Annotated in this window: 24 protein-coding genes; 10 read left to right on the top strand and 14 right to left on the bottom strand. The window is 75.2% G+C overall.

The window, feature by feature from the left end:
• Positions 1-898 (top strand): AAA family ATPase (locus AB0O29_RS19655; protein WP_365153184.1); only part of this gene is annotated, 898 nt, incomplete at its 5' end.
• On the opposite strand, the gene AB0O29_RS19650 is transcribed toward AB0O29_RS19655, so the two are convergent.
• A complete protein-coding gene (locus AB0O29_RS19650; protein WP_365153183.1) occupies positions 849-3,329 on the bottom strand; it encodes a hypothetical protein in 2,481 nt (826 codons plus the stop codon). The two genes, AB0O29_RS19655 and AB0O29_RS19650, sit on opposite strands and share 50 nt — an antisense overlap.
• 328 nt (positions 3,330-3,657) lie before the next feature.
• Here AB0O29_RS19650 and AB0O29_RS19645 point away from each other — a divergent pair, with 328 nt between their 5' ends.
• Positions 3,658-4,155, top strand: a complete 498-nt coding sequence (locus AB0O29_RS19645; RefSeq protein WP_365153182.1) for an SRPBCC family protein — start codon at positions 3,658-3,660, stop codon at positions 4,153-4,155.
• Between the two features lie 34 nt (positions 4,156-4,189).
• On the opposite strand, the gene AB0O29_RS19640 is transcribed toward AB0O29_RS19645, so the two are convergent.
• Positions 4,190-5,377, bottom strand: coding sequence for a PLP-dependent cysteine synthase family protein (locus tag AB0O29_RS19640; protein WP_365153181.1), 1,188 nt, complete (start codon positions 5,375-5,377; stop codon positions 4,190-4,192).
• 199 nt (positions 5,378-5,576) lie between these two features.
• Between AB0O29_RS19640 and AB0O29_RS19635 the strand changes: the two genes are divergently transcribed.
• Positions 5,577-6,122 (top strand): ATP-binding protein, encoded by a 546-nt coding sequence (locus tag AB0O29_RS19635; RefSeq protein ID WP_365153180.1) that lies wholly within the window; start codon positions 5,577-5,579, stop codon positions 6,120-6,122.
• Positions 6,123-6,159: 37 nt separating this feature from the next.
• On the opposite strand, the gene AB0O29_RS19630 is transcribed toward AB0O29_RS19635, so the two are convergent.
• The gene (locus AB0O29_RS19630) at positions 6,160-7,503 is read right to left on the bottom strand and encodes an ROK family protein (protein WP_365153179.1); all 1,344 of its coding nucleotides are present in this window, start codon (positions 7,501-7,503) and stop codon (positions 6,160-6,162) included.
• Between the two features lie 41 nt (positions 7,504-7,544).
• Complete coding sequence (locus tag AB0O29_RS19625) at positions 7,545-8,204, bottom strand: alpha-ketoglutarate-dependent dioxygenase AlkB (protein ID WP_365153178.1); 660 nt, start codon at positions 8,202-8,204, stop codon at positions 7,545-7,547.
• Between the two features lie 36 nt (positions 8,205-8,240).
• On the opposite strand from AB0O29_RS19625, the gene AB0O29_RS19620 reads away from it, so the two are divergent.
• Positions 8,241-8,984, top strand: a complete 744-nt coding sequence (locus tag AB0O29_RS19620; protein ID WP_365153177.1) for a maleylpyruvate isomerase family mycothiol-dependent enzyme — start codon at positions 8,241-8,243, stop codon at positions 8,982-8,984.
• Positions 8,985-9,037: 53 nt separating this feature from the next.
• On the opposite strand, the gene AB0O29_RS19615 is transcribed toward AB0O29_RS19620, so the two are convergent.
• Both AB0O29_RS19615 and AB0O29_RS19610 read right to left on the bottom strand, forming a co-directional pair.
• On the bottom strand, positions 9,038-10,054 hold the full coding sequence (locus tag AB0O29_RS19615; RefSeq protein ID WP_365153176.1) for a spherulation-specific family 4 protein: 1,017 nt from the start codon (positions 10,052-10,054) through the stop codon (positions 9,038-9,040).
• Between the two features lie 226 nt (positions 10,055-10,280).
• Positions 10,281-10,979 carry a TetR/AcrR family transcriptional regulator gene (locus AB0O29_RS19610; RefSeq protein ID WP_365153175.1) on the bottom strand — a complete coding sequence of 233 codons (699 nt, stop codon included), beginning with the start codon at positions 10,977-10,979 and terminating at the stop codon, positions 10,281-10,283.
• Between the two features lie 169 nt (positions 10,980-11,148).
• Here AB0O29_RS19610 and AB0O29_RS19605 point away from each other — a divergent pair, with 169 nt between their 5' ends.
• On the top strand, positions 11,149-11,607 hold the full coding sequence (locus AB0O29_RS19605) for a nitroreductase/quinone reductase family protein (protein WP_365153174.1): 459 nt from the start codon (positions 11,149-11,151) through the stop codon (positions 11,605-11,607).
• A gap of 57 nt (positions 11,608-11,664) precedes the next feature.
• Here the strand turns inward: AB0O29_RS19605 and AB0O29_RS19600 are convergent, their stop codons facing one another.
• Positions 11,665-12,855, bottom strand: a complete 1,191-nt coding sequence (locus AB0O29_RS19600) for a geranylgeranyl reductase family protein (protein WP_365153187.1) — start codon at positions 12,853-12,855, stop codon at positions 11,665-11,667.
• A 346-nt stretch (positions 12,856-13,201) separates the two neighbouring features.
• Here AB0O29_RS19600 and AB0O29_RS19595 point away from each other — a divergent pair, with 346 nt between their 5' ends.
• Together AB0O29_RS19595 and AB0O29_RS19590 are read left to right on the top strand one after the other, a co-directional pair.
• Complete coding sequence (locus tag AB0O29_RS19595; RefSeq protein ID WP_365153173.1) at positions 13,202-14,566, top strand: dipeptidase; 1,365 nt, start codon at positions 13,202-13,204, stop codon at positions 14,564-14,566.
• Between the two features lie 110 nt (positions 14,567-14,676).
• Positions 14,677-15,378, top strand: a complete 702-nt coding sequence (locus tag AB0O29_RS19590; RefSeq protein ID WP_365153172.1) for an MBL fold metallo-hydrolase — start codon at positions 14,677-14,679, stop codon at positions 15,376-15,378.
• Between the two features lie 185 nt (positions 15,379-15,563).
• Here AB0O29_RS19590 and AB0O29_RS19585 read toward each other — a convergent pair whose 3' ends face one another.
• Positions 15,564-16,601 (bottom strand): NUDIX domain-containing protein, encoded by a 1,038-nt coding sequence (locus AB0O29_RS19585; protein ID WP_365153171.1) that lies wholly within the window; start codon positions 16,599-16,601, stop codon positions 15,564-15,566.
• 193 nt (positions 16,602-16,794) lie between these two features.
• On the opposite strand from AB0O29_RS19585, the gene AB0O29_RS19580 reads away from it, so the two are divergent.
• A complete protein-coding gene (locus AB0O29_RS19580) occupies positions 16,795-17,784 on the top strand; it encodes a LacI family DNA-binding transcriptional regulator (protein WP_365153170.1) in 990 nt (329 codons plus the stop codon).
• Between the two features lie 91 nt (positions 17,785-17,875).
• Here AB0O29_RS19580 and AB0O29_RS19575 read toward each other — a convergent pair whose 3' ends face one another.
• The 5 genes from AB0O29_RS19575 to AB0O29_RS19555 all read right to left on the bottom strand — a co-directional run bounded on the left by AB0O29_RS19575 (position 17,876) and on the right by AB0O29_RS19555 (position 22,528).
• Positions 17,876-19,174 (bottom strand): aldolase, encoded by a 1,299-nt coding sequence (locus AB0O29_RS19575; protein WP_365153169.1) that lies wholly within the window; start codon positions 19,172-19,174, stop codon positions 17,876-17,878.
• A gap of 186 nt (positions 19,175-19,360) precedes the next feature.
• Complete coding sequence (locus tag AB0O29_RS19570) at positions 19,361-20,323, bottom strand: electron transfer flavoprotein subunit alpha/FixB family protein (RefSeq protein WP_365153168.1); 963 nt, start codon at positions 20,321-20,323, stop codon at positions 19,361-19,363.
• Positions 20,324-20,379: 56 nt separating this feature from the next.
• The gene (locus AB0O29_RS19565; protein WP_365153167.1) at positions 20,380-21,165 is read right to left on the bottom strand and encodes an electron transfer flavoprotein subunit beta/FixA family protein; all 786 of its coding nucleotides are present in this window, start codon (positions 21,163-21,165) and stop codon (positions 20,380-20,382) included.
• 214 nt (positions 21,166-21,379) lie between these two features.
• On the bottom strand, positions 21,380-21,937 hold the full coding sequence (locus AB0O29_RS19560; RefSeq protein WP_365153166.1) for a flavin reductase family protein: 558 nt from the start codon (positions 21,935-21,937) through the stop codon (positions 21,380-21,382).
• A gap of 243 nt (positions 21,938-22,180) precedes the next feature.
• Entirely contained in the window at positions 22,181-22,528 is a 348-nt protein-coding gene (locus AB0O29_RS19555; RefSeq protein ID WP_365153165.1) for a thioredoxin family protein, read from the bottom strand.
• Between the two features lie 239 nt (positions 22,529-22,767).
• Here AB0O29_RS19555 and AB0O29_RS19550 point away from each other — a divergent pair, with 239 nt between their 5' ends.
• Positions 22,768-23,490: a lysophospholipid acyltransferase family protein gene (locus tag AB0O29_RS19550; protein WP_365153164.1), complete on the top strand. Its 723-nt coding sequence runs from the start codon at positions 22,768-22,770 to the stop codon at positions 23,488-23,490.
• Positions 23,491-23,574: 84 nt separating this feature from the next.
• Positions 23,575-24,828 (top strand): MFS transporter, encoded by a 1,254-nt coding sequence (locus AB0O29_RS19545; protein ID WP_365153163.1) that lies wholly within the window; start codon positions 23,575-23,577, stop codon positions 24,826-24,828.
• Here the strand turns inward: AB0O29_RS19545 and AB0O29_RS19540 are convergent.
• Positions 24,764-25,408: a transglutaminase family protein gene (locus AB0O29_RS19540; protein ID WP_365153162.1), complete on the bottom strand. Its 645-nt coding sequence runs from the start codon at positions 25,406-25,408 to the stop codon at positions 24,764-24,766. The genes AB0O29_RS19545 and AB0O29_RS19540 overlap by 65 nt on opposite strands.
• Positions 25,409-25,483: the final 75 nt, after the last annotated feature.

Here is a 25,483-nt window from a genome sequence, read left to right as displayed (position 1 = left end):
GGTCCCCGTGGAGCGGCCGGCGGCCGGGCCCGGCCCGGTGCCGGAGCCCCGGGCGCGGGAGGCGGAGGCCGGGACGGGCCGGGGCGCGGGCGAGGTGCTCGGGCAGCTCGACGCGCTGGTGGGGCTGGACAGCGTCAAGCGCGAGGTCCGGGCCCTGACGGACATGATCGAGGTCGGGCGCAGGCGGCAGCAGGCGGGGCTCAAGGCCGCCTCGGTGCGCCGGCACCTGGTCTTCACGGGCTCCCCGGGCACGGGCAAGACCACGGTCGCCCGGCTGTACGGGGAGATCCTCGCCTCCCTGGGCGTCCTGGAGCGCGGCCACCTGGTGGAGGTGTCGCGGGTGGACCTGGTCGGCGAGCACATCGGGTCCACGGCCATCCGTACCCAGGAGGCCTTCGACCGGGCGCGCGGCGGGGTGCTGTTCATCGACGAGGCGTACGCGCTGGCGCCGGAGGACTCGGGCCGGGACTTCGGGCGCGAGGCGATCGACACGCTGGTGAAGCTGATGGAGGACCACCGGGACGCGGTGGTGGTGATCGTCGCCGGGTACACGGAGGAGATGGAGCGGTTCCTGACGGTCAACCCGGGGGTGGCGTCGCGGTTCTCGCGGACCATCACCTTCGGCGACTACGGGCCGCAGGAGCTGCTGCGGATCGTGGAGCAGCAGGCGGAGGAGCACGAGTACCGGCTGGGCGAGGGGACCGCCGGGGCGCTGCTGGAGTACTTCACCGAGCTGCCCAAGGGCCCGGCCTTCGGCAACGGGCGGACCGCCCGCCAGACGTTCGAGTCGATGGTGGAGCGGCACGCCGGCCGGGTGGCGCAGCTGGCCGAGGCGGGGACGGACGAGCTCACCCTGCTGTTCCCGGCGGATCTGCCGGCGCTCCCCGCGGCTTGCTGATCCGCTGGGCGGGCAGTCCGGCGTCCTCGCGTACGCCGTCCCCCGCGGCGGCCGGTCCTGCGACGGCGGGTCCGGCGGCGGGGGGTCCGGCGGCGGCATGGCCTGCGGCGGCGAGGCGTTCGAGGAGCGCGTCGCGTTCGGCGGTGAAGGCCGGGTCGGCCTGGTAGTCGGTGTGCCGGAGGATGGGCGCGGGGAGCGGGTGCAGGGCGTCGCGCCCGTAGGCGACGGGGTCGGGCAGGGGGCCCCGGTCCACGGGTCCGGCCGGGCCGGCGCCGGCCGTGACGGGCCCGCCGATCGGGCCGCCGATGGGGTCGGTGGCCCGCCACAGGTTGCGCCAGCAGTCGAGGTCGCGGTGCAGGGCGGCGAGCGGGCCGGGGCCGAAGTAGGCGGGGAACCAGCGGCCGTAGAGGCGGGCCAGCGGTGACCCGTACGTGAGGAGGCCGACGCGGCTGCGGGTGCCGGGCGGCAGCTGCCAGACGGCGGCGGCCGCGAGCACGCTGCCCTGCGAGTGTCCGGAGATGACGAGCCGGCCGCCGGTGCGGGCGGTCCAGCCGGTCATCCGCCAGGTCAGGTCGGGCACGGCCCGCTCGGCGTAGCAGGGCGGTGCGAACGGGTGGGCGGCGCGCGGCCAGAAGGTGCCGACGTCCCACAGGATGCCGATGGTGCGGCGGGAGGCCGGGTCTCGGTAGGCGCGGCGGCCCAGGGCGACGAAGGCCGCCATCCCGAAGCCGATCAGCCAGGATCCGCTGTCCTGCGCGGCGCGCGCGGCGGCCGCCACCAGCGGGTGGGCGCCCCGGGCGGCCTCGGCCGGGACCTCCCCGCCGGCCCAGGCCCCGGCGAGGGCTCCCGCGCCGAGCAGCAGGGTGACCCCGCAGACGGCGCCGACGAACCAGGGGGCGGTGTCGGTCAACGAGGCCGCCGCCCGCGCCCCGGCGATGCGCCGGCTGCGGTCGGGGTCGGGGACGGCGCCGGGGTACTCGGCGGCGACGGCGGCGGCCGTCCGGCGCCTCGTGGCGGCGGCCCGGACGGCGGCCACGGCGGCGACCAGGGCCAGGGCGAGCAGCAGCGGCGGCAGGACGGCGGCCTGCCAGGACAGCAGGACGGGCGGCCCGGGGAGCGGGGATCCGGGTGTGCCGGGGGCGGCGGCGCCGTCGAGCCAGTCGGCCGCGCGCTGGGCGACGCCGCCGGACATGACCCCGCCGAGGGCGCAGCCGAGCAGTCCGGCGGCCGGCCCGCCGAGCCCGCCGAGGACGGCTCCCGGGGTGGGGGTCCGGCGGTGGAGGCGGCGGGCGACGAGGGCGAGGGCCAGGACGCAGCCGCCCTGGGCCGGCATCAGCGCCCCGAACGCGAAGTCGCCCGGGAGCCGGCCCGCCGAGACCCAGCCGGGGCGGGACCAGCCGGCGTAGAGGAGCACGGCGGCCAGCAGCACGAGGGCGCCGGCGGGCAGCAGGGTGACGGCGGCCCGGTCGAGCCGGTGGTCGGGGCGGGCCTCGCTGCGGCCGCGCCGGCACACGACCCACAGCACGGTGAGGGCCCCGGCCGCGAGCAGCGCCCCCACCGCCCGGCCGGCGGCGACGAGCCCGGGGCCGGCGCCGCCGGGGGCGAGGTCCTCCCGCAGGGCGGGAGCCGCGACGGCGATGGCCACCGTGAGCAGCCCGGCGGCCGTGTGCGCGGCCCGCAGCCGCGCCACTATCCGCCGCCCGTACCAGAACCCGGGCCGACCGAGCGGGGCGTCGACGTGCCCGCCGGGGCCGTCGGGCGCAGCGGGGCCGCCGGGCCCGTCGGCGGTGGGGGGTGGCTGGGACTCGTAGGCGCTCCAGGTGCGGGCCGACAGGAACCACAGGAGGCCGGTGAGCGCGGCCGGGACGAGGGCGCCGAGGGCGAGGCGCCGGCCCGGCTGGGCCCACCAGCCGCCGGGCCGCAGGAAGCCGGTCCAGGAGCGGCCGCCGGTGCAGGCGGGGGTGCCGGCGCACTGCCAGGCGAGGAGGTCGAGGGCCACCTCGCAGGCGGCCGCCACCAGCAGGACGGTGAGGCTGAGGGCGAGGAGCCGCACCAGGAGGCCGTACGCGCGCACGGCGCGGGGCGGCGGCCCGGCGGGGGCGGCGGCGGGACGGGCCCAGTGGGCGAGGTTGGCGATCATGAACGGCAGGAGCAGCAGCCACAGCGCCCGGGCCCCGTTGCCGGAGGTGAGCCGGGACCAGCAGTAGGCCTCGGGGACGGGCCGCCCGGCGTAGCGCTCGGGGTGGGCCTCGGCGTCGGCGTCCTCGGCTCGGCGGAACACGGCGGCGGTGGAGTCGCCCGTCACCCGGACGGGGTGCGGATCGCGGAGCAGTTCGCCGGGGGCCGCTCCGGCGACCCCGTGCACGAACAGTTCGAGGGCGAGCGGCGGCGCCGGCGGGACGGGGCCGGGGTCGGCGGCGGGCTGCGGCATCGGGGGCCTCCCCGGGGCGGGTGGCGGATCGGGCAAGCGCGGGCGGCGGGGCCGAACCGTCCCCGGAATCCGGCGGCGGGCTCGAACCGTCCCCGGAATCCGGCGGCGGGGCCGGGCCGTCCCCGGGATCCCGCGCCGGGTCGGGCCGTTCCCAGGATCCCGCGCCGGGGCGGCGCTGCCCAGGCCCCGTTCGCGTGAAGCCCTGACGGGCCGGCCCGCCCCGCTCCGGCCGGCGCGGCAACACCCGGGCCGCTCAGGACATCTGACGAGCGGCCAGCTATCGTGGCGGGCCGGGCCGACCGTCGCCGCACCGCAGGGGGTAAACGCCATGACCCGCCGACTCCGCCCCGTGGGGCTGGACTTCCTGGAGCAGGCGCCGACCCGCCTGGTCTTCACGGCCAGGGCGGCCTCCCCGCCCGAGGCCCTGTACCGGGCGCTCGCGGAGGACGTGACGGGCTGGCCGGCGTGGTTCGGGGCGGTGTCGCTGGCCCGCCCCACCGGGGGCGGCGGCGGGCGGGAGGTCAGGCTGCGGGGCGGGGTCCGCTTCCAGGAGACCGTGATGGCCGCGGAGGCCTCGCGGCGCTACGCGTACCGCGTCGACTCGACCAACGCACCCGGCCTGCGCGCCCTGTTGGAGGAGTGGCGGCTGGTCCCGGCCCCCGGTCCGCACTCCCCCGGGACCGTCGTCCGCTGGACCTTCGCGGCCGACGGCCCGGCCCCCCTCCGTCTGGCGCTGGCCGCCGCCCGCCCGGGCCTCGGCCTGTCGTTCCGCACGGCGGTGCGCGCCCTCGACGCCCGGCTCGCCGCGGCCCCCGGGCGGGTGTGAGGACGGCCGGGGCGGCCGGCGGCCCGCGCGGGCCTCAGGCCTGGGGCTCGCGCCACTCCCCGGTCTCCAGGAGGGCCGCGATCGTCTTCGCGTACGGCTCGATGTCGAGCCCCTGCGCCGCCAGCCACTCGTCCGAGTAGTACTTGTCGAGGTAGCGGTCGCCCGGGTCGCACAGCAGGGTCACGACGCTGCCCGTCCGGCCCTCGGCCACCATCTCGGAGACGATCTTCAGGGCGCTCCACAGCCCGGTGCCCGTGGAGCCGCCGGCCTTGCGCCCTATGGCCTGTTCGAGGGCACGGCAGGCGGCGACGCTCGCCGCGTCCGGGACCTTCATCATGCGGTCGATGGCACCGGGCACGAAGCTCGGCTCCATGCGGGGCCGGCCGATGCCCTCGATGCGGGAGCCGCAGTCGCTGCTCGCGTGCGGGTCGTGGTGCGTCCAGCCGTCGAAGAAGCAGGAGTTCTCCGGGTCCGGGACGCAGATGCGGGTGTCGTGCTGCATGTAGTGGACGTAGCGGGCGATGGTCGCGGAGGTGCCGCCGGTGCCGGCGGTCGCCACGATCCAGGCCGGCTCGGGGTAGCGCTCCAGGCGCAGCTGCTGGTACATGGACTCGGCGATGTTGTTGTTGCCGCGCCAGTCGGTGGCCCGCTCCGCGTACGTGAACTGGTCCATGTAGTGGCCGCCGGTGCGGGCGGCGAGGTCGGCGGACTCCTCGTACATCTTCATCGAGTCGTCGACGAAGTGGCATTCGCCGCCGTGGAATTCGATGAGCCGGCACTTCTCCGGGCTGGTGGTGCGCGGCATGACGGCGATGAAGGGGACGCCGATCAGCTTGGCGAAGTAGGCCTCGGAGACGGCGGTGGAGCCGCTGGAGGCCTCGATGACCGGGCGGCCGGGGCGGATCCAGCCGTTGCACAGGGCGTACAGGAACAGCGAGCGGGCCAGGCGGTGCTTCAGGGAGCCCGTCGGGTGCGTGGACTCGTCCTTGAGGTAGAGGTCGATGCCCCAGGCCTCGGGCAGCGGGAAGCGCAGCAGGTGGGTGTCGGCGCTGCGGTTGGCGTCCGCCTGGACCTTGCGCACGGCCTCCTTGAGCCAGGCGCGGTATTCGGCGTCGCTGCGGTCGATGTCGACGGTGGTCGTCACCGTGCTCGCGGCCGCGCGTCCGGCCGGGCTCGCGGCCGTGTTCGAGGCCGTCGTACCGGTGGTGCCGGTGGTGCTCATGCGCCTTGCTCCTTTGTCGGTTCCAGGGCCCCCTCCTTTCGAAATGTACCCCCCTCACCTGCACAAACGGTCACTTTGGGTTTCTATGCGGATCGCTTTCGGTCGCGTTCGGTTGCAAGCGGCGCGACGGTGGGTGACCCTTGAGATTGCGTCACCGAGGGTGCAGCACCCGTAACACTGATGTCGGGGAGTCGCAGCCGTGATCACACATTCCCGCAGGCACTGCGTCGTGGAACTGCAGGCCCTGCCCGCGCGTATCGGCCAGGTCCGCAGGATCGTCTCGGCACAGCTGCGCCACTGGCGGCTCGATCCGCTCATAGACCGGGCTGCGCTCGGCGTGACGGAGCTGCTCAGCAACGTCCACCGCCACGCGCAGCCGGACAAGGTCTGCGTCGTCGAGATCGAACTCCGCCTCGGGCGGCTCACCGTCTCCGTCCACGACAGCGATCCGCGGCTGCCCGTGCTGCGCGAGGCCGGTGGCCTGGAGACCTGCGGTCGCGGGCTCGCGCTCGTGGCGGCGGTCAGCGAGGCGTGGGGGGCCCGCCACCGGGCGGACGGGCCGGGCAAGGTGGTCTGGTTCTCCCTGCGGGCCGCCCCCGCCCCGGCGGCGCCGCCGCACACGGTCCGTATCGGCGCGAAGAAGACCGTACGGGAGCCCGCGCGGGCGGTCATCGGCGCCGTGGACGCGCGGGCCGTCCCGACCGGCCCGCCGGCGCCGGTCCCGGCCGGTACCGGGCCCGGGTGACGCACCCCCGGCCAACCCGCGCCCCGGAGCCGGACCGCTAGGCCGGCGCGCCCAGGGTCCCCAGCGGGTCGTCCAGGACCGGCTGCCAGGCCAGCTCGGCCGCGCCGACGAGGCTGTTGTGGTCGAGGGTGCACGGCAGGATCGGGACGCCCCCGCTGCGCCCCCACAGGCTGCGGTCCGCGACCACCGCGCGCAGCCGCTCCGGGTCCGCGTACAGCAGCTCGCGGTGCAGCCCGCCGAGGATGATCCGGTCCGGGTTCAGGATGTTGACCAGGCCCGCCAGACCCAGCCCGAGCCGGTCGATGAGCTCCTCGGCCGCCGTCCGCACCGACGGCTGCGCGTACTCGGCGCGCAGCAGGTCGCGGGCCTGCTGGAGCAGGGAGACCTCGGGGCCGGGCGTACGGCCCGCGGCGGTGAGGAAGGCCAGCGGGTCGGCCTCCACGTCCAGGCAGCCCCGGCTGCCGCAGTGGCAGGGGCGTCCCTCGGGGTTGACCGTGAGGTGGCCGACCTCCAGGGCCAGGCCGGAGCTGCCGCTGTGCAGCCGCCCGTCCAGCACGAGCGCGCCGCCGACCCCGCGGTGGCCGGTGGCCACGCACAGCAGGTGCTGGGCGCTGCGGCCGGCGCCGTGGCGGTGCTCGGCGAGCGCCGCGAGGTTGACGTCGTTGCCGGTCAGGGCCGGTCCGTCGATCCCGGCCGCCTTCACGCACTCGGCGAAGATGGCGCGCACGGGAGCGCCGGCCGGCCAGGCCAGGTGCAGCGGGTTGAGGGCCGTGCCGTCGGGCTCGGCGACCGCCGACGGCACCGCGAGGCCCGCGCCGATGCAGCGCCGCCCCGTCTCGGCGAGCAGTTGCGCTCCGGCGCCGACGACGGCGCCGAGCACCTGGGCCGGGTCGGCGGAGACGGTGACCTTGCCGGGGGCGGTGGCCACGATCCGGCCGCCGAGGCCGACCAGCGCGGCCCGGAACCCGTCCGAGTGCACCTGCGCGGCGAGCGCGACGGGACCGTTCTCCTCGACGGCGAGCCGGTGCGAGGGGCGGCCCTGGGTGCCGCCGGCGCCGCCCGGGCGGGAGTCGACGCGGATCAGGCCGAGGGCCTCCAGCTCGGCGGCCACGGCCCCGGCGGTGGCCCGGGTGACGCCCAGCTCGGCCGTCAGGACCGCGCGCGTGGGGGCCCGGCCGGTGTGGACGAGCTCCAGTGCGGGGCCCAGGGCGCTGCGGCCCCGCTCCAGCTTGCTCTTGGTGGAGGCCGTGGAGGCCGAGGGAGCCGCGGAGGCCGAGGGAGCCGTGGGATCCGGGGAGGCCGTGGAAGACCGGGAGGCCCCGGGAGCCGCCGACGCCGTGGTCTCGTCCCCCACCCCCGGCGGGGCGCCGTTGCCGTTCATGCAGCGATCCTCGCATGATCGGGAGGTCCGGGTGGCAGCGGCTACGGAGGACCGAGGCCGGCGACCCGCAGGGTGACGTTGAGCCGCCCGGTCAGCCCGAGCCCGGGCGGGGCGGTGCCGGGCAGGACGCGGGGCACCCCGTGGTAGGCGAGCCGGCTCGGCCCGCCGAAGACGAACAGGTCCCCGCTGCGCAGTTCCACGTCCCGGTACGGGCGGCCGCGCGAGGCGGTGTTGCCGAAGCGGAAGAGGCAGGAGTCGCCGAGGCTGAGCGAGACGACGGGGGCGGGCGAGCGCTCCTCGGCGTCGCGGTGCATGCCCATGCGGGAGTCGCCGGCGTAGAAGTTGACCAGGGCGATGTCGTACGCGTCGGCGGAGGGCGGGGGCGTCCCGTAGGCCTCGGTGACGGCCCGCCGTCCCAGCTCGGCGAGCCAGGCGGGCATCGGCTTGACCGGGGCGCCGTCCCCGTCGACGGCGGTGGGCGCGTATCCGTACGGGTACCAGTGCAGCCCGAGGCAGACCTGCCGGGCGGTCATCGTCCCGCCGCCTGGGGTGCGTACGGTGCGCAGTCCGGCGGGGGGCCGCGCCCAGGCGCGGCAGGCGTCGAGGAGCTCGCGCTGGCGCCGGGGGCCGAGCCAGTCGGGCAGGTGCACGGCGCCGGGTGCGACCTCGGTCCGCTCGCGCGGGAAGAGTTCACCGTCCACCCCTCCATTGTCAGGGGCTGCTGGCAGACTCGGGGCATGAAGATCACCGAGTATGTGGAGACGCTCGCGCGGGAAGGCGGGCTGCTGGCCGACGAGGCCGAACGGGCGGGCGTCGACGCCCTGGTGCCCACCTGTCCCGAGTGGCGGGTGACCGATCTGCTGCGGCACACGGGGGCCGTGCACCGCTGGGCGGCGGGGTTCGTGCGGGACGGCCTGGTGGAGCCGGTGCCGTTCCCGGAGCCGCCCGAGCCGGCGGGGGCCGAGCTCCTGGCCTGGTTCCGGGAGGGGCACGCGGAGCTGGTGCGGGCGCTGGCGGAGGCTCCGGAGGATCTGCTCTGCTGGACGTTCCTGCCGACGGCGCCGCCTTCACCGCTGGCGTTCTGGGCCCGGCGGCAGGCGCACGAGACGACCGTGCACCGCTTCGACGCGCAGTCGGCCCGGGGCGTCGCCTTCTCGGCGGTGACGCCGGAGTTCGCGGAGGACGGGGTGGACGAGCTGCTGACCGGCTTCCACGCCCGGCCGCGCAGCCGGGTGCGGACCGAGGAGCCGAAGCTGGTGCGGGTCCGGGCGGCGGACACCGGCGCGGTGTGGACGGTGCACCTGTCGAAGGAGCCGGCGCGGACGGTGCGCGGGGACACGGGCGACCCGGCGGACTGCGAGCTGACCGGCGAGGCCTCGTGGCTGTACGCGGCCCTGTGGAACCGCGTCCCGCTGACGGGCCCGGGCGTGACCGGCGACGCGGAGCTGGCCCGGCTGTGGCGGGAGACGGCGCGCATCTGACGCGGGGCCGGGGGGCTTCCGGCGGGAGCGGGCCGGCTCCGGGGGATCCGGGACTAGCCGAGGCCGGCCGCGTAATCGGTCTCGGGGCCGAAGCCCCACGCGGGGGCCGTGTCCCAGGGGTTGGGCATGGCCGCGCTCGTGGCGTAGGCGTAGCCGGCGCCGCGCGCGAAGGCGGCGGCGAGGGTGGTGCGCATGGCGGCGGCGTCCGGGACGTCGTGGACGAGGTGCCAGAACGCCGTGCCGCTCGGGTCGAGTTCGGTGCCCGGGCGGTAGCCGCCGGCGGCGTCGAAGACGTTCCCGCCGGACCAGCCGCCCGAGGTGTACGCCGCGTAGCTGCCCTCATAGGTGACGAAGACGTCGGCGGTGCGGTGCCCGGGTTCGAGGTAGCAGTCGGCGGTCGCCGTGCCGGGGTTGTCGACGACGAGGTCGGGGACCCCGGGGTCCACGGCGTGCATGGTGTCCTGGACGTAGCGGCGCAGGGCGGCGTAGTGGTCGCGGGTGGCGTTGCCGGGGCCGCAGTCGCGGCTGACGACGTCGAAGAAGACCCCGTCGACGTGGAGCGCGCCGTCGGGGGTCCTGAGGTAGTTGTCCACCGAGGCCCGGACGGCGGCGGGGTCGCGTCGGCCGTGGTCGGTGTGGACGTAGCCGAGGACCTTGGTGTGCTCGCCCGTGGCGGTGGTGCCGGTGCGCAGGGCGTCCGCGCGGGCCCGCCAGGAGGCGTCGAACGGGGCGTCTCCGTTGCCGGGGTTGAGGACGACGACGGAGGCGGCGGGGCCGGTGGCGGTGAGCTCGGCCAGCGCGGGGTCGTCGGCCCACACGTAGGCGGGGACGGCGATCTCCAGCCCGCGCACCCCGGGGGCGCGCGGGGTACGGGCCGCGACGGGGGCGGCCGGGCCGGTGCCGGTGCCGGACGACGGTCCGGAGGGCGGTCTCGCGGGCGATCCGGCGGGCGGTATGGAGGGCGGGGACTCCGCCGACGCGGTCAGGGCCGGCGCGGGCGCCGCGAGCAGCGCGGTGAGCAGGACGGCGTAGAGGGCCCTCAGAGCACGGGCGGGGGCCAGGGCGGCCATGACTGTTCCTCCGGCGAGGCGGGGGCGGCTGGGGCGGGCGACCCGAGGAACAGTAGGGGCGCCGTCCGTGGCGCAGGGCCGAACCGCCGAGATCGGTATGAGGAACAGACAAACGATTCGTCACCTCATCCCGTGAATCCCCGCCCAGCGGTCACCGGGACGCTCGACGGACCGCCCGCGGGAACGCACGCCGGACCGCCCTCCGGAACGCCCGCGGGCACCGCCGTCAGAGCACCGGCAGGCCCACCGCGTGCGCCAGCTGGCCGGCGGAGTGCGCGAAGAAGGCGTCGCGGTCCTCGACGACCCGGTTGAACTGGCCGAACAGCTCGAAGGACACGAGGCCGACGACCTGCGCCCAGGCGGCGACGAGGGCGGCGGTGACCTCCGGGGGCAGCTCCAGCGCGAAGTCGGCCGTCATCCGCTCGGCCTCGGCGCGCAGTTCGGCGGGCAGGGGCGGCAGGGCGAGCCCGCGGCCCTCGTGCGCGGAGCGGACGACGCCGATCAGGACGTTGGCGACGCGGGAGGCGGGGCCGATGGTGTCCTGGGGCGCGCTGTAACCGGGGACGGGGGAACCGTAGATGAGGGCGTACTCGTGCGGGTGCGCGAGCGCCCAGGCGCGGAACGCCCCGCAGACCGCGGCCCAGCGGGCGCGGGGCGGTTCTCCGGCGGCGAGGGCGGCGGCCCCGGCCGCCTCGGCGGCCGCGCCCACGCTGTCGTACGCGTCGATGATCAGCGCGGTGAGCAGGTCGTCGCGGCTCGGGAAGTAGCGGTAGAGGGCCGAGGAGACCATGCCGAGCTCGCGGGCGACGGCGCGCAGCGAGAGTTTGGCCGCGCCCTCCTCCGCGAGCCTGCGGCGCGCCTCGTCCTTGATGGCGGCGGTGACCTCGATACGGGCCCGTTCCCTGGCCCCTCGCACGGTGCTCATGCGGATCAGTGTGGCATACATGTGGAGCAGTGCACAAAAAACGGAGCAGCGCTCATTTCAGAGAGCACTGCTCTTGTTTTGGCGCACCGATCCGTGCACACTGTTCTCAAGCGAGAGCAGTGCTCTCGGAAACCCGGTTCAACAACCCGACACCGCCCCGGAGGCCACCGTGAACGCGTCCACCCCGCACTACGTCAAGGCCGGTCCGCTCGAGACCCGGTTCAACTCCCTCTTCGGGAAGCTCGCCCGCCTCGGCATCAGCCTCGCCGGCACCGCCGAGCTGTCGGTGCGCGGCCGTACGTCCGGCAAGATGCAGCGCATCCCGGTCAACCCGCACACCTACGAGGGCGCCCAGTACCTGGTGTCGGCCCGCGGCCACTCCCAGTGGGTCCGCAACATGCGCGCGGCGGGCGGGGGCGAGCTCCGCGTGGGCCGCAGGGTCCGCGCCTTCACGGTCACGGAGCTCACCGACCCGGCGGAGAAGGCGGCCGTGCTGCGCGCCTACCTGGAGAAGTGGGGCTGGGAGGTGAACCGGTTCTTCAACGGCGTCACGGCGAAGTCCACGGACGCCGAGCTGCGGGCCGCCGCCGGGGACCACCCGGTCTTCCGCATCGCGGTGACCGGCTGACCCCGTCGGCAGACCCCCGGCGGCAGACCCCCGCCGGCCGGCGCCCCGCGCCTCGCCTCAGCTCCGGCCGCTCCGCGCCAGACGGGCGTCCACCAGGTGCAGCGCCTTGCGCGCCATGGGGTGCGTACGGACCATGTCGGCCAGCGTCATCGACCCCCGCGTGATCCCCGCGAAGGCGTTCCACGCGGGCCGCAGCCCCGTCAGTGCGACGTGCATGAGCCCCGGACGGGACTCGAAGACGGTCAGCATCCGCTTGCCGACGCTCATCTCCACGCCCAGCCCGGCCTTGACCGCGAAGGCGTAGTTCAGCGCCTGGCGCCGCGCGTCCACCGCGTCCTGGGCCTCGGCGATCTTCGCCGCCCACTCCCCCGCCAGCCGCCCCGAACGCAGCGCGAAGGAGATCCCCTCACGTGTCCACGGCTCCAGCAGCCCGGCCGCGTCGCCCGCCACCAGCACCCGTCCGCGCGACAGCGGCGACCCGGGCGTGCGGCAGCGGGTCAGGTGCCCGGAGGAGACGGACGGCTCGAAGCCGGCCAGCCCCAGCCGGGCGATGAAGTCGTCCAGGTACCGCTTGGTCGCGGCGCCCTCGCCCTTCGCGGAGATGACCCCGACGGTGAGCGTGTCCCCCTTGGGGAAGACCCACCCGTAACTGCCCGGCAGCGGGCCCCAGTCGATGAGGACCCGGCCCTTCCAGTCCTCGGCGACCGTCGCCGGGACCGGGATCTCCGCCTCCAGGCCGAGGTCGACCTGGTCCATCTCCACCCCGACGTGGGCGCCGATCCGGCTCGCGCTGCCGTCCGCGCCGACCACGGCGCGCGCCAGTACGGTCTCCCCGTCCGCGAGCACGACGGCGACCGTGCGCCGGTCGGGGACGGAGGCCCCGTGCTGCTCGACCCGGTTGACGGCCGTACCCGTACGCAGGGTCGCGCCGGCCTTCTCGGCCTCCGCGACCAGGGCCGCGTCGAACTCGGGCCGGTTGATGAGCCCGAACAGCATGCGCTTCGAGCGCCGGGTGCGGGCCAGCTTCCCGTCGAGGGAGAAGGTCACCGCGTTGATCCGGTCCTTGAACGGCAGCACGAAGCCCGGCGGGAGGGCGTCGCGCGAGGGGCCGATGATGCCGCCGCCGCAGGTCTTGTACCGGGGCAGTTCGGCCTTCTCCAGCAGCAGGACGCGCCGCCCCGCGGTCGCCGCCGCGTACGCGGCCATCGCCCCCGCGGGTCCGGCGCCGACCACGACGACGTCCCACACCTCGCCGGTACCGCCGGCCTCCTCCGCGTCACCGCCGCGCACGTCCCCGGCCACCGCGTCGCCCGCCTCCCGAACCTCTTCCCCGGCCCGCTCGCCGGCCTGCTCCCCGGCCCGGTCCAGGGCCTCCGCCCCGTCCCCGGCCGCCCGCTCCGCCGCCGCGCCGGATCCGCCGTCAATGCTGTCGTCGCTGGTCACGATGTGCTGCTGCTCCTGATCACACGTTGCTCCGATGCCGTGAAGATCCTACGGCGCGCATCCCGCTCGCCCCTCTGTGCGAGGATCGAGCGGACCTCGCCGTACCCCGGCGTACACACCGCACAACGTCGCACCCAAGAGGAGCGTGCCCATGTCGCAGAATCCGATCGCCGAGACCGTCGCCTCGCTGATGCCCCGCGCCAAGGCGGAGCTGACCGAGCTGGTGGCCTTCCAGTCGGTCGCGGACTGGGCCCAGTTCCCCAAGAGCGAGAGCGAGGGCGCCGCGAACTGGGTCGCCGACGCCCTGCGCGCCGAGGGCTTCCAGGACGTGGCCCTGCTCGACACCCCCGACGGCACCCAGTCGGTGTACGGCTTCCTGCCCGGCCCCGAGGGCGCCCCGACCGTCCTGCTGTACGCGCACTACGACGTGCAGCCGCCGCTGGACGACGCCGCCTGGATCTCCCCGGCCTTCGAGCTGACCGAGCGCGACGGCCGCTGGTACGGGCGCGGCGCGGCCGACTGCAAGGGCGGGTTCATCATGCACCTGCTGGCGCTGCGCGCGCTGAAGGCCAACGGCGGCGTGCCGGTGTCCGTGAAGGTGATCGTGGAGGGCTCCGAGGAGCAGGGCACCGGCGGCCTCCAGCAGTACGCCGAGGCGAACCCCGAGCTGCTGACCGCCGACACCATCGTGATCGGCGACGCGGGCAACTTCCGCCTCGGCCTGCCGACGGTGACGGCGACCCTGCGCGGCATGACCCTGATCAAGGTCAAGATCGACACGCTGGGCGGCAACCTGCACTCCGGCATGTTCGGCGGCGTCGCCCCCGACGCGCTGGCCGCGCTGATCCGCCTGCTGGACTCGCTGCGCTCGGCCGACGGTTCGACCACGGTCGACGGGCTGGCCTCCGACGCGGTGTGGGAGGGCCTGCAGTACCCCGAGGCGGACTTCCGCGCCGACGCGAAGGTGCTGGACGGGGTCGAGCTGATCGGTGAGGGCACCATCGCGGACCGGCTGTGGGCCCGTCCGGCCGTCACGGTGCTCGGCATCGACTGCCCGCCGGTGGTCGGCGCGACCCCCTCGGTCCACGCGAGCGCCGGCGCGCTGATCAGCCTGCGCGTGCCGCCGGGCGTGGACACCGCCGAGGCCATCAAGCTGCTGGAGGCGCACCTCGTCGCGCACACCCCGTGGGGGGCGAAGCTGGAGCTGGAGGTCGTGGGCCAGGGCCAGCCCTTCCAGGCCGACACGACCAGCCCGGCGTACGCGTCGATGGCCGACGCCCTGCGCGAGGCGTACGACGGCCAGGAGATGCAGATCAGCGGAATGGGCGGGTCGATCCCGCTGTGCAACACGCTGACCTCGCTCTACCCGCGTGCGGAGATGCTGCTGATCGGCCTGAGCGAGCCGGAGGCGCAGATCCACGCGGTGAACGAGAGCGTGTCCCCGGAGGAGCTGGAGCGGCTGTCGGTGGCCGAGGCCCTCTTCCTGGTGAACTACGCGGAGTCCAAGCGCGTCTGACGCCCGCCGCGCCGGACCCGAGTACGCCCAGGGCGCAGTGCGCCCTGGGCGTACTGCGCTCCCGGTGAACTCACGGGCGCGGGCCGGACCCGCCCGCCTACGTTCGCCGTATGGATCTCGTCGAAGTACTCCCGAACCGGCTGCACATGCTGCGCTTCCCCATCGGTCAGGCCTATCTCTGGCAGGACCGGTCCGGGGAGGCCCTGACCCTGGTCGACTCCGGGCCGGCCGGCGCCGCCGACGCGATCGAGGGGGCGATGCGCTCCCTCGGCCTCGCGCCGGAGCGGCTGGAGCGGATCGTCCTGACGCACTGCCACCGCGACCACGTCGGGTCGGCCGGTGAACTGGCCGCCCGGCTGGGCGCGGAGGCGCTGGCGCACCGGCTGGACGCGCCCGTGGTGCGGGGTGAGCGGCCGGTGCCCGAGCCGGTGCTGCTGGACTGGGAGATCCCGCTCTACGCGCACGGCCTGACGGTGCCCGAGGCCCCGCCGACACCGGTCGACCGGGAGCTGGAGGACGGCGAGGTGCTGCCCTTCGGCGGCGGCGCGGTGGTCGTCCACTCCCCCGGGCACACCCCGGGCAGCATCGGCGTCCACCTGCCGGAGCACGGCGTGCTGTTCACCGGGGACTGCGTGGCGGGGGTGGGCGAGGTGATGCCGGGCGTGTTCAACACCGACCGCGCCCAGGCCGTCGCCTCCTTCCACCGCCTGGCCGCCCTGGCCCCGGCGGTGGCCTGCTTCGGCCACGGCGACCCGCGCACGGAGGACACCGCCCGGGCCCTGCGCGAAGCGGCGGCCGGCGCGGGGGCGTGACCTGGCCAAGAGGAAGCCCCGCCGGCGATTGAGGCGCGGGGGTCCTGGGGCGGCCCCGGGGAACGGGCGAAGGGCGGGGCGGGGAGACGGCTCCGCCCCGCGGCATCCCGGCCCCGGCCGGCGGGCTACGGCACTGCCCGGCCGGACGGCTCCGCGCGGCGGCGCCCCGCCCCCGCCCGGCAGGGCTACGGCGTGGGCCGGCCCGCCTCCAGGTACAGCGGCAGGCCCCGCTCCCGCGCCCGCAGGGCCCACCGCAGCCGTTCGTACCGCTGCGGCGGCAGCATCTGCGCGGCCTCCTCCTCCGTGACGAACCGCCAGGCCCTCAGCTCCGGCCCCGGCAGCCGCAGCCGCGCGGCCTGCGGCTCCGACAGCCGGCCGCCGTCGAACAGCAGCCGCAGGCCCCCGTAGGCCGGGGACCGGGGCGGCTCCCAGTCGACCACCAGCAGCCCGGGCACCCGGTCGAGGGTCAGGTCGAGTTCCTCCGCGACCTCCCGTACGCCGGCCCGCGCCGGCGCCTCGCCGGCCTCGACGACCCCGCCCGGGAACTCCCAGCCCGGCTTGTACGTCGGATCCACCAGGAGCACCCGGTCCCGGTCGTCGAAGAGCAGCACCCCCGCCGCCACGGTCTCCCGCGTCGGCTCCGGTGTCTGCACGATGTCGCAGACCGCGGCCGTGTCCGTCCGCACGGCCTCGGCGATGCGCCGCGCCGTCTCCGCCGCGGTCAGCCGGCCGTTGTCGATGACGTGCGCGTCGGCGGTCAGCCACCCCAGCGCCTGCCGGTAGGCGGGGATGTGGTCGTAGGACCACTGCCGGACCCGTTCGTCCACGCCCTCCGGCGCGCCCGCTTCCCGGCGTTCGGCTATGCGCTCGCGCAGGATCGTTTCCGCAGGGGCGAGCAGCACGTGCCGTACGGGGATCCGGCGGGCGGCGAGCGCCCCGAAGACCTCGTCCCGGTACTCCTGCCGCAGCAGCGTCATCGGGACCACCAGCACCCCGCCCACCTCGGCCAGCACCGCGGCCGCCGCGTCGACGACGAGCCGCCGCCAGCTCGGCAGGTCCTGGTAGTCGTCTACCTCCGCGAGGCGTTTGCCCGGCAGGAGGCGGCGCAGCACGTCCCCGATGAGCTCCGGGTCGTACAGGGTGGTGTCCGGCAGCAGCGCGGCCAGTTCGCGGGCCGTACTGGTCTTCCCGGCACCGAAAGCGCCGTTGATCCAGACAATCACGTCTACCCCTCTCCCATTGGCTCGCCTCCGAAGCCCCCAGTGGCTTGCCCGCCCCACCCTGCCACGGAAACCCGCTCTCCGGCCGAGTGCATATCCTCGAGCCAGAGCACCCCGCCGCCGCGCCCCAGGAGGTTTCCCCGCCGTGCCCCAGAACCGCCGTCCGTCCGAGCCCCGTTACGGAAACCGGCCGACCATGAAGGACGTGGCGGCCAGGGCGGGGGTCGGCCTGAAGACGGTCTCCCGGGTCGTCAACGGCGAGCCGGGGGTGACCCCGGACACCGAGCGGCGGGTCCAGGAGGCCATCGAGGCCCTGGGGTTCCGGCGCAACGACAGCGCCCGCGTCCTGCGCAAGGGCCGCACCGCCACCGTCGGCCTGGTCCTGGAGGACCTCGCCGACCCCTTCTACGGGCCCCTGAACCGGGCCGTGGAGGAGGTGGCGCGCACCCACGGCGCCCTGCTGATCAACGGTTCCAGCGCCGAGGACCCGGACCGGGAGCGGGAGTTGGCGCTCGCGCTGTGCGCCCGCCGGGTCGACGGCCTGATCGTGATCCCGGCCGGTGACGACCACCGCTACCTGGAGCCCGAGATCCGGGCCGGGGTGGCCACGGTGTTCGTGGACCGCCCGGCGGGCGGGATCGAGGCGGACGTGGTGATGTCGGACAGCTTCGGCGGCGCCCGCGACGGGGTGGCCCACCTGATCGCGGCCGGTCACCGGCGGATCGGGTTCATCGGCGACCACCCCCGCATCCACACCGCCGTGGAACGCCTGCGCGGCTACCGCGAGGCGATGGGCCGGGCGGGCCTGCCGGTGTCCGAGTCCTGGGTCTCGCTCGGCTCGACGGACCCGGAGCGGGTCGCGGCGGCGGCCGGGGCGATGCTGACGGGTGCGGAGCCGGTCACCGCCCTCTTCGCCGGGAACAACCGGGTCACCGTCACCGCGGTACGGGTCCTCGCGGCGCTGCCCCGGCCGGTGGCCCTGGTCGGCTTCGACGACTTCGAACTGGCCGACCTGCTGCGCCCCGGCGTCACGGTGGTCGCGCAGGACCCGGCGGCCCTGGGCCGGGTGGCCACGGACCGCCTCTTCCAGCGCCTCGCCGGCACCGACCTCCTCCCGTCCCGCGTCGTCCTCCCGACCCGCCTGATCCCCCGCGGCTCGGGCGAACTCCCGCCGGCCGACGGATGAGCCGACCGCGGCGGGACGCCGCACCGCCGGCCCGTGCACGCCGACGGCCCGCCTCCGGGGATCCGGGGGCGGGCCGTCGGCGGCAGGTGCGTCAGGAGGTGGCCGTCAGGGTGGCCGAGCGGCGCGGGATGGCGAAGGCGTCCAGTTCGGCGCGGGTCAGGCCGGTCAGGGCGGTGACCTCCTCGGCGCCGACGGCCCCGCAGTCCAGGCCGCGGACCAGGTAGCCGGCCAGGGCCTTGGCGGTGGCGGGCTCGTCCATCACGTCGCCCTCGATCTTCGCCACGTACGCCTTCAGGCGCGCGGCGGCGGCCTCCAGGCCCTCGCGGTAGAAGGTGAAGACGGCCGCGTAGCGGGTCGGCAGGTGCGCCGGGTGCATGTCCCAGCCCTGGTAGTAGGCGCGGGCCAGGGCGCGGCGGGTCAGGCCGTAGTGGAGCTTCCAGCCCTCGTGGACCTGCTCGGTGGTGCCGACGGGCTTGACGTTCGTCGAGCCGTCGGAGACGCGTACGCCGGTGCCGGCGGCGGCCACCTGCATGATCGCCTTCGCGTGGTCGGCGGCGGGGTGGTCGCTGGCCTGGTAGGCGGCGGAGACGCCGACGCAGGCGCTGTAGTCGAAGGTGCCGTAGTGCAGGCCGGTGGCGCGGCCCTTGGAGGCCTCGATCATCCGGGCCACGGTGGCGGTGCCGTCCGAGGCCAGGATGGACTGGCTGGTCTCGATCTGGATCTCGAAGCCGATCCGGCCCGGGCGCAGGCCGCGGGCGGTCTCGAAGGCCTCCAGCAGCTTGACGAAGGCGCTGACCTGCTCGGCGTAGGTGACCTTGGGCAGGGTCAGGACGAGGCCCTCGGGCAGGCCGCCGTGCTCCAGGAGGCCGGAGAGGAAGATGTCCGTGGTGCGGATGCCGCGGTCGCGGACGTTGGACTCCATGCACTTCATGCGGATGCCCATGTACGGGGCGTTGGTGCCGTTGGAGAAGGCCTCCGAGACGAGGCGGGCGGCGCGGGCCGCGGCCTGGTCCTCCTCCTCGTCCGAGCGGACGCCGAAGCCGTCCTCGAAGTCCACGCGGAGGTCCTCGACGGGCTCGGTGGCGAGCTTGGCGCGGACGCGGTCGTAGACCGGGACGGCCAGTGCGTCGGGGATGCCGAGCACCTTGGCGAAGGTGGCGGCGTCGGGGGCGTGCTCGTCCATGGCCGCCAGGGCCTGGTCGCCCCACGAGCGGATGGTGCCGGCGTCGAAGACGTCACCCGGTACGTAGACGGTGTGGATGGGCTGGCGGGTGCCGGGGTCGCCCGGGTAGTGGCGCGCGAGTTCCGCGTCCACCGGCGCCAGGGAGGCGCTGATGCCTTCGCTGACCGCGCCTGCGAGGCTCGTCGCCACCTTCTCCTGCTGACCCATCGTGCACTCTCCTCTTTTCCACTTCACGGAAGGCTAGATCCGCATAGCAGAATTTAGTCATGGGCCTTCCGCTCCGTCAATGGTCCCTCCACCGGGTGGGACAAACGACTCGGGGCCGTGCGGTGAGAATCACCACACGGCCCCGGAGGCCAAGAGATGCCCAGGTCAGCGACCGGGCGTCGGGTTTCAGCCCTTGCGCGCCTTGATCTCGCCCGTCAGCTGCGGGACGACCTCGAAGAGGTCGCCGACCACGCCGTAGTCGACGAGGTCGAAGATCGGGGCCTCGGCGTCCTTGTTGATGGCGACGATGGTCTTCGACGTCTGCATGCCGGCCCGGTGCTGGATCGCGCCGGAGATGCCGGTGGCGATGTACAGCTGCGGGGAGACCGACTTGCCGGTCTGGCCGACCTGGTTGGTGTGCGGGTACCAGCCGGCGTCCACCGCGGCGCGGGAGGCGCCGACCGCCGCACCGAGGGAGTCCGCGAGGTCCTCGATGAGGTGGAAGTTCTCGGCGCCGTTGACGCCGCGGCCGCCGGAGACGACGATCGCGGCCTCGGTCAGCTCCGGGCGGCCCGTCGACTCGCGCGGGGTGCGGGAGACGACCTTGGTGCCGGTGGCCAGGGCGCCGAAGGTGACGGCGAGCGCCTCGACGGCGCCGGCGGCCGGGGCGGCCTCGACCGGGGCCGAGTTCGGCTTCACGGTGATGACCGGGGTGCCCTTGGAGACGCGGGACTTGGTGGTGAACGACGCGGCGAAGGCGGCCTGGGTGGCGACCGGACCCTCGTCACCGGCCTCCAGGTCGATGGCGTCGGTGATGATGCCGGAGCCGATGCGCACGGCGAGGCGCGCGGCGATCTCCTTGCCCTCGGCGGAGGACGGGACGAGCACGGCCGCCGGGGAGACGGCCTCGTACGCGGCCTGCAGCGCGTCCACCTTCGGGACCACCAGGTAGTCGGTGAACTCGGGGGCGTCGGCGGTGAGGACCTTGACGGCACCGTGCTCGGCGAGCACCGCGGCGGTGGCCTCGGCACCGGCGCCCAGGGCGACGGCGACGGGCTCGCCGACGCGGCGGGCCAGCGTCAGCAGCTCGAGGGTGGGCTTGCGGACGGCACCGTCCACGTGGTCGACGTAGACGAGAACTTCAGCCATGGGACTGCTCTCCTGCTTTACGAGGTGTCTGGGGGCTACTGGGGAGGCCGGAGCCCCTAGATGAACTTCTGGCCGGCCAGGAACTCGGCCAGCTGCTTGCCGCCCTCGCCCTCGTCCTTGACGACGGTGCCGGCGGTACGGGCCGGGCGCTGCGCCGCGGACTCGACCACGGTGTAGGCACCCTCGAGGCCCACCTCTTCGGCGTCCAGGTCCAGGTCGGACAGGTCCCAGGACTCCACCGGCTTCTTCTTGGCCGCCATGATGCCCTTGAAGGACGGGTAGCGGGCCTCGCCCGACTGGTCCGTCACCGAGACGAGCGCCGGGAGGGAGGCCTCCAGCTGCTCGCTCGCGGAGTCGCCGTCGCGGCGGCCCGTGACGGTGCCGTCCTCGACCTTGACCTCGGAGAGCAGGGTGACCTGCGGGACGCCCAGGCGCTCGGCCAGGATCGCCGGCAGGACGCCCATGGTGCCGTCGGTCGAGGCCATACCCGTGATGACCAGGTCGAAGCCGGCCTTCTCGACGGCCTTCGCCAGCACCAGCGAGGTGCCGATGACGTCGGTGCCGTGCAGGTCGTCGTCCTCGACGTGGATGGCCTTGTCGGCGCCCATCGACAGCGCCTTGCGCAGCGCGTCCTTGGCGTCCTCGGGACCCACCGTCAGGACGGTGATCTCGGCGTCGTCGGCCTCGTCGGCGATCTGCAGCGCCTGCTCGACGGCGTACTCGTCGAGCTCCGACAGCAGACCGTCGACGTCGTCGCGGTCGACCGTCAGGTCATCGGCGAAGTGCCGGTCGCCGGTGGCGTCGGGCACGTACTTCACACAGACAACGATCCTCAGGCTCACGCCGGCTCTCCTACCGCATCGTCTTTTACTGATACCGCTACTGATACCGCCTTGTGCAGGCAGCATAGGCGCCTTCCGGCGCGGATCCCGGTCGGGGCGGCCCCCGCTCCGAAGGGAATGTTACTCGTCAGTACACAGTGGGTCTTCCCCGGTTGCAAGGCCACTGAACTGTGATCTGGCCAACGCCGCCCGAACCCGTCCCAGCAGGGACGATTCAGTCGCGCAACGCGTTGAAGCGACCCTGGTGGTACAGCAGGGGCCGGCCCTCCCCCGCGGAGTCCCCCGCCACGGCCTCCGCGATGATCACACGGTGCGCCCCCGCGGGCACCCTCGCCACGACCCGGCACACCAGCCACGCCGGCACCCCGCCGAGCAGCGGCACCCCGTGCGGGCCCGGCGCCCAGTCGGTCGCCGGCCCGAAACGGTCGGCCCCGCTGCGCGCGAAGAGGCCGGCCAGCTCCCGCTGGTGCTCCCCGAGTATGTGGACGCCGAGGTACTCCCCGTCACGCACGGCGGGCCAGCTGGAGGACCCGGTGCCGATGGTGAACGAGAGCATCGGCGGTTCGGCGGAGACCGAGTTGAGCGAGGTCGCTGTGAAGCCCGCCGGGCGGCCGCCGCTCTGCGCCGTGATGACCGCCACCCCGGCGGCGTGCCGGCGGAAGACGGAGCGCAGCAGCTCGGGCGAGCCGGGCAGCGGGGCGCGGCCGGGGTCGCCGAGCGGGGCGGGGGAGGCGGGGGCGAGGGAGGCGGGCGGGGCCGTCGGGGCCGTCATGAGGGGCCTTCCTTCTGCCGCGGGGACGCGGGCAGGGCGGTCGGGGATCGGGGGTCGGGGGCGTTCAGCGATCCCAACAGCGCGCGCTCGCGCACCGGACGAGGTCCACATGGACCCGCCGGTAAAGCAGGAGTTCATACCGCATGCCGCCAGCCTGGCGATCTCCCGTGTACACAGTCAAGCCGCAGCGGCCAGATGTCAGGCGCGTCACGCTGCGTGCGGGGGCGCGCACCGGCGCGACCGTCACATCGCCGCCCCCAGCGCGGCGATCACGTCGGCCTTCCTCGGCATCCCGGCGGCCCGCCGGACGATCCGGCCCGCGCCGTCCAGGACGAACACGGTGGGGGTCTTCTCCACGCCCAGGGCGCGGACGAGTCCGAGCTCGCGCTCGGCGTCGATCTCGATGTGCGCGACCCCGTCCACCATCGCGGCGACCTCGGCGAGGATCCTGCGGGTGGCCCGGCAGGGCTGGCAGAAGGCGCTGGAGAACTGCACCAGGCTGGCCCGCTCCCCCGGTTCGCGCCCCAGTTCGGCGGCGCCCAGGCGCCCCCGCGCGGCCGCCTTCCCGGCGGCCTCCTCGTGTCCGGGCACATCCGCTCCTGTCTACCCTGTCCCCATGTACGCACCACCCCGGCGGCGGCCGGGAGGTTCCCCCCGTCCGAGCGTCCCCGTCACGCCGCGCATTCCCCGCGTGACGAGGATCTCCCCGGCCGGGGGCGTCCGGGCTGGCCAGCGGGCCGCGTTTCGGGCACGATCCCCATGGTCGCGTACCTACGCTTCCGTAACTTCCGGCCGGGAGCACCTCCCCAGGCAGAAAGCGGGGTCTCCCCATGGCTGAGCTCGTCTACCCCCCGGTGATCGGCGCCGCGCACACGCTGTTCCGCGCGCTGGACATCCGCATCGACATGAAGGGCACCGAGAACATCCCGCGCAAGGGCGGGGCGGTCCTGGTGTCGAACCACATCGGCTACCTCGACTTCATCTTCGCCGGTCTGACGGCGCGGCCGCAGAAGCGGCTGGTGCGCTTCATGGCCAAGGAGTCGGTGTTCCGGCACAAGGTGTCCGGTCCGCTGATGCGCGCGATGAAGCACATCCCGGTCGACCGGCAGCAGGGCGAGTCCGCCTACCAGCACGCCCTGGATTCGCTGCGGTCGGGCGAGATCATCGGGGTGTTCCCGGAGGCGACGATCTCCCAGTCCTTCACCCTCAAGAGCTTCAAGTCGGGCGCCGCGCGCATGGCGCAGGAGGCCGGGGTCCCGCTGATCCCGGTGGCGCTGTGGGGCACCCAGCGGCTGTGGACCAAGGGCCGGCCGAAGAACCTCAAGCGCAGCCACATCCCGGTGACCATGCGGGTCGGCGAGCCGATCGAGGCGCCGAAGGACCAGTACGCGGGGGCCATCACCCGCCGGCTGCGCGAGCGCGTGCAGGAGCTGCTGGAGGCGGCGCAGGCCGCCTACCCGGCCAAGCCGCAGGGCGGCGAGGACTCCTGGTGGCTGCCGGCCCACCTCGGCGGGACCGCGCCGACGGCTGCGCAGGTCAAGGAAGCGGGCTGATCCTCCGCCCTCCTCCGGCGGGCCCCGTCCGGGCGTAACGTCTTCGTCGCGCATCACGTTGCCGAACGCGGAGGGGGTTCGCCGATGGGCGGGTTCGGGCGGTATCTGGCGGCGGCCCTGGCCGCGCGCTTCGCGTCCGAGGGCATGGGCATGGCGGTGGTCCTGCTGGCCCTGGAGCGGACCGGCTCCGCCGCGCACGGGGCCTTCGTGCTGACGGCCTGGATGGCCCCGCACGTACTGGCCGCCCCCGTGGCGGGCGCCGCCGCGGGGCGGGCGCGCCGGCCCAGGCTGTTCTACGCGGGCGCGCTGGCCGGCTTCACGGCGGCCGTGGCGGGCCTGGCGGCGCTGCTGGGCCGGGCCCCGGTGCCGGTGGTGCTGGCGGTGGCGGTGCTGGGCGGGTCCTGCGGGCCGGTGGTGACGGGCGGGCTGTCGAGCCTGGTCGCGGGCCTGGTGCCGGAGGGGCCCGGGAGGGACCGGGCGTACGGCTGGGACGCCTCGACGTACAACGCGGCCGCCGTCACGGCCCCGGCGGTGGTCAGCCTGGCCGGGGCGGCGCTCTCGGCGGGGCCGGCGATGGGGGTGCTGGCCCTTTCCGCCGCGCTGGCGGCGGCCCTGGCGGCCTCGCTGCCGTACGGGGCCCCGGAGGCGCGCGAGGAGGCGTACGGGGACCGTGGCGCGGCTCCCCGGCCCGGCCTGGGCGCGGGGCTGGCGGCGCTGTGGCGGGTCCGGGAGCTGCGCGCGATCACCTCGGCGACCACCCTGGCCTTCGTCGGCGTCGGGGCGCTGACCACCACCTCGGTGCTGCTGGCGCGGGGGCTCGGCAGTCCCGGCGCGGGCGGGGTCCTGATGACGGCCTTCGCGCTGGGCGCGCTGGCGGGCTCGCTGACCCTGGGCCGGATGACGTCGGTGGCGCCGGGCCGGCTGGCCCGCTGGGGCATGGCGGGGACGGGCGTCGCGCTCGCGGCGGCCGCCTTCGCCCCGTCGGTCGCGCTGACGGCGGCCGCCTTCGCGGCGGCGGGGGTGGCGGACGGGCCGCTGCTGACGGCCACGCTGCGGATCCGCTCGGAGCACGCCCCGGCGGCGGTGCGGACCCAGGTGTTCACGCTGGGGGCCGGGCTGAAGGTGACGGCGGCCTCCACGGGGGCCGCGCTGGTGGGGCTGGCGGCCGCCGCGCCGCCGTGGACGCTGCTGCTCGGGATCGCCGTGCTGCAGCTCGCGGCCGCCGCGCTGCACCTGCTGGTGGCGGCGCGCGGGCGGGTGGCGCGGCTCCCGGTTACAGGGAGGTCGGCAGGTTCCGCCACAGCTCCGGCCGGTCGGCGGACTCCTGGAGGACCTTGAGCGTGGCGGGGTGCGGGGCGGCGTACAGCTCGGGGTGGTCGATCTCGCCGAGCTCCGGCCGTACGGGGAAGGCGAGCCGTTCCGCGTCGAGGCTGAACCGGGCGTCGACGCCGGGCTTGTTGCCGCGCGGGTCGATCCGGGACCAGTCCTCCCGGCCGGGCAGCCGCAGGGCCACGAGGCCGTGGATGACCAGTCCGGTGCCCCCGGGGCAAGCCCCGGCTCCACTGGAGCAGCTGTCGCTGCACGCATGTTCGTCACCCAGCAGCTGGTAGCACAGGCCCGCCGGGATGCCCTGGGCGCGCAGCAGGGCGACGAGGGCGTGGGACTTGGCGTAGCAGATGCCGTTGCGGGTGCTCAGGACGTCGGAGGCGCGCCAGGAGACCCGCGGGTCTCCGGAGTCGGCGGAGTGCGGGATGGTGTCGCGGACGAACTCGAAGGCCGCCTCGGCGTATGAATATGCATCGCCGGTGGCGGTCCAGAGGGCGTCGGCGGTTTCCTGGACCAGGGGATGCCAGTGGTCGATGGCCTCACTTGAGGCCAGATATGCGTGGATATCTGGGTCTTGCTGAATGAGCTGCATGATCGGCAGCATAGGCATGCCTCCGACCGCAGATCAATCGATTTGCGGTCGGAGGCATAAATATTCAATTCTCGC

Origin of the sequence: Streptomyces sp. NPDC089915, assembly GCF_040684675.1 — a bacterium.
GTDB lineage: Bacteria > Actinomycetota > Actinomycetes > Streptomycetales > Streptomycetaceae > Streptomyces.
This window is presented reverse-complemented; position numbering and strand designations above follow the sequence as displayed.

Excerpts from the sequence above, each read along its gene's own strand:
- AB0O29_RS19640 (WP_365153181.1), bottom strand. The coding sequence starts at position 5,377 with ATGAGCACCACCGGCACCACCGGTACGACGGCCTCGAACACGGCCGCG.
- AB0O29_RS19650 (WP_365153183.1), bottom strand. The coding sequence starts at position 3,329 with ATGCCGCAGCCCGCCGCCGACCCCGGCCCCGTCCCGCCGGCGCCGCCG.
- AB0O29_RS19610 (WP_365153175.1), bottom strand. The coding sequence starts at position 10,979 with ATGAGCACCGTGCGAGGGGCCAGGGAACGGGCCCGTATCGAGGTCACC.
- AB0O29_RS19545 (WP_365153163.1), top strand. The coding sequence starts at position 23,575 with ATGGGCGGGTTCGGGCGGTATCTGGCGGCGGCCCTGGCCGCGCGCTTC.
- AB0O29_RS19560 (WP_365153166.1), bottom strand. The coding sequence starts at position 21,937 with ATGACGGCCCCGACGGCCCCGCCCGCCTCCCTCGCCCCCGCCTCCCCC.
- AB0O29_RS19580 (WP_365153170.1), top strand. The coding sequence starts at position 16,795 with ATGAAGGACGTGGCGGCCAGGGCGGGGGTCGGCCTGAAGACGGTCTCC.
- AB0O29_RS19590 (WP_365153172.1), top strand. The coding sequence starts at position 14,677 with ATGGATCTCGTCGAAGTACTCCCGAACCGGCTGCACATGCTGCGCTTC.
- AB0O29_RS19575 (WP_365153169.1), bottom strand. The coding sequence starts at position 19,174 with ATGGGTCAGCAGGAGAAGGTGGCGACGAGCCTCGCAGGCGCGGTCAGC.
- AB0O29_RS19570 (WP_365153168.1), bottom strand. The coding sequence starts at position 20,323 with ATGGCTGAAGTTCTCGTCTACGTCGACCACGTGGACGGTGCCGTCCGC.
- AB0O29_RS19620 (WP_365153177.1), top strand. The coding sequence starts at position 8,241 with ATGAAGATCACCGAGTATGTGGAGACGCTCGCGCGGGAAGGCGGGCTG.
- AB0O29_RS19630 (WP_365153179.1), bottom strand. The coding sequence starts at position 7,503 with ATGAACGGCAACGGCGCCCCGCCGGGGGTGGGGGACGAGACCACGGCG.
- AB0O29_RS19595 (WP_365153173.1), top strand. The coding sequence starts at position 13,202 with ATGTCGCAGAATCCGATCGCCGAGACCGTCGCCTCGCTGATGCCCCGC.
- AB0O29_RS19615 (WP_365153176.1), bottom strand. The coding sequence starts at position 10,054 with ATGGCCGCCCTGGCCCCCGCCCGTGCTCTGAGGGCCCTCTACGCCGTC.
- AB0O29_RS19540 (WP_365153162.1), bottom strand. The coding sequence starts at position 25,408 with ATGCAGCTCATTCAGCAAGACCCAGATATCCACGCATATCTGGCCTCA.
- AB0O29_RS19645 (WP_365153182.1), top strand. The coding sequence starts at position 3,658 with ATGACCCGCCGACTCCGCCCCGTGGGGCTGGACTTCCTGGAGCAGGCG.
- AB0O29_RS19550 (WP_365153164.1), top strand. The coding sequence starts at position 22,768 with ATGGCTGAGCTCGTCTACCCCCCGGTGATCGGCGCCGCGCACACGCTG.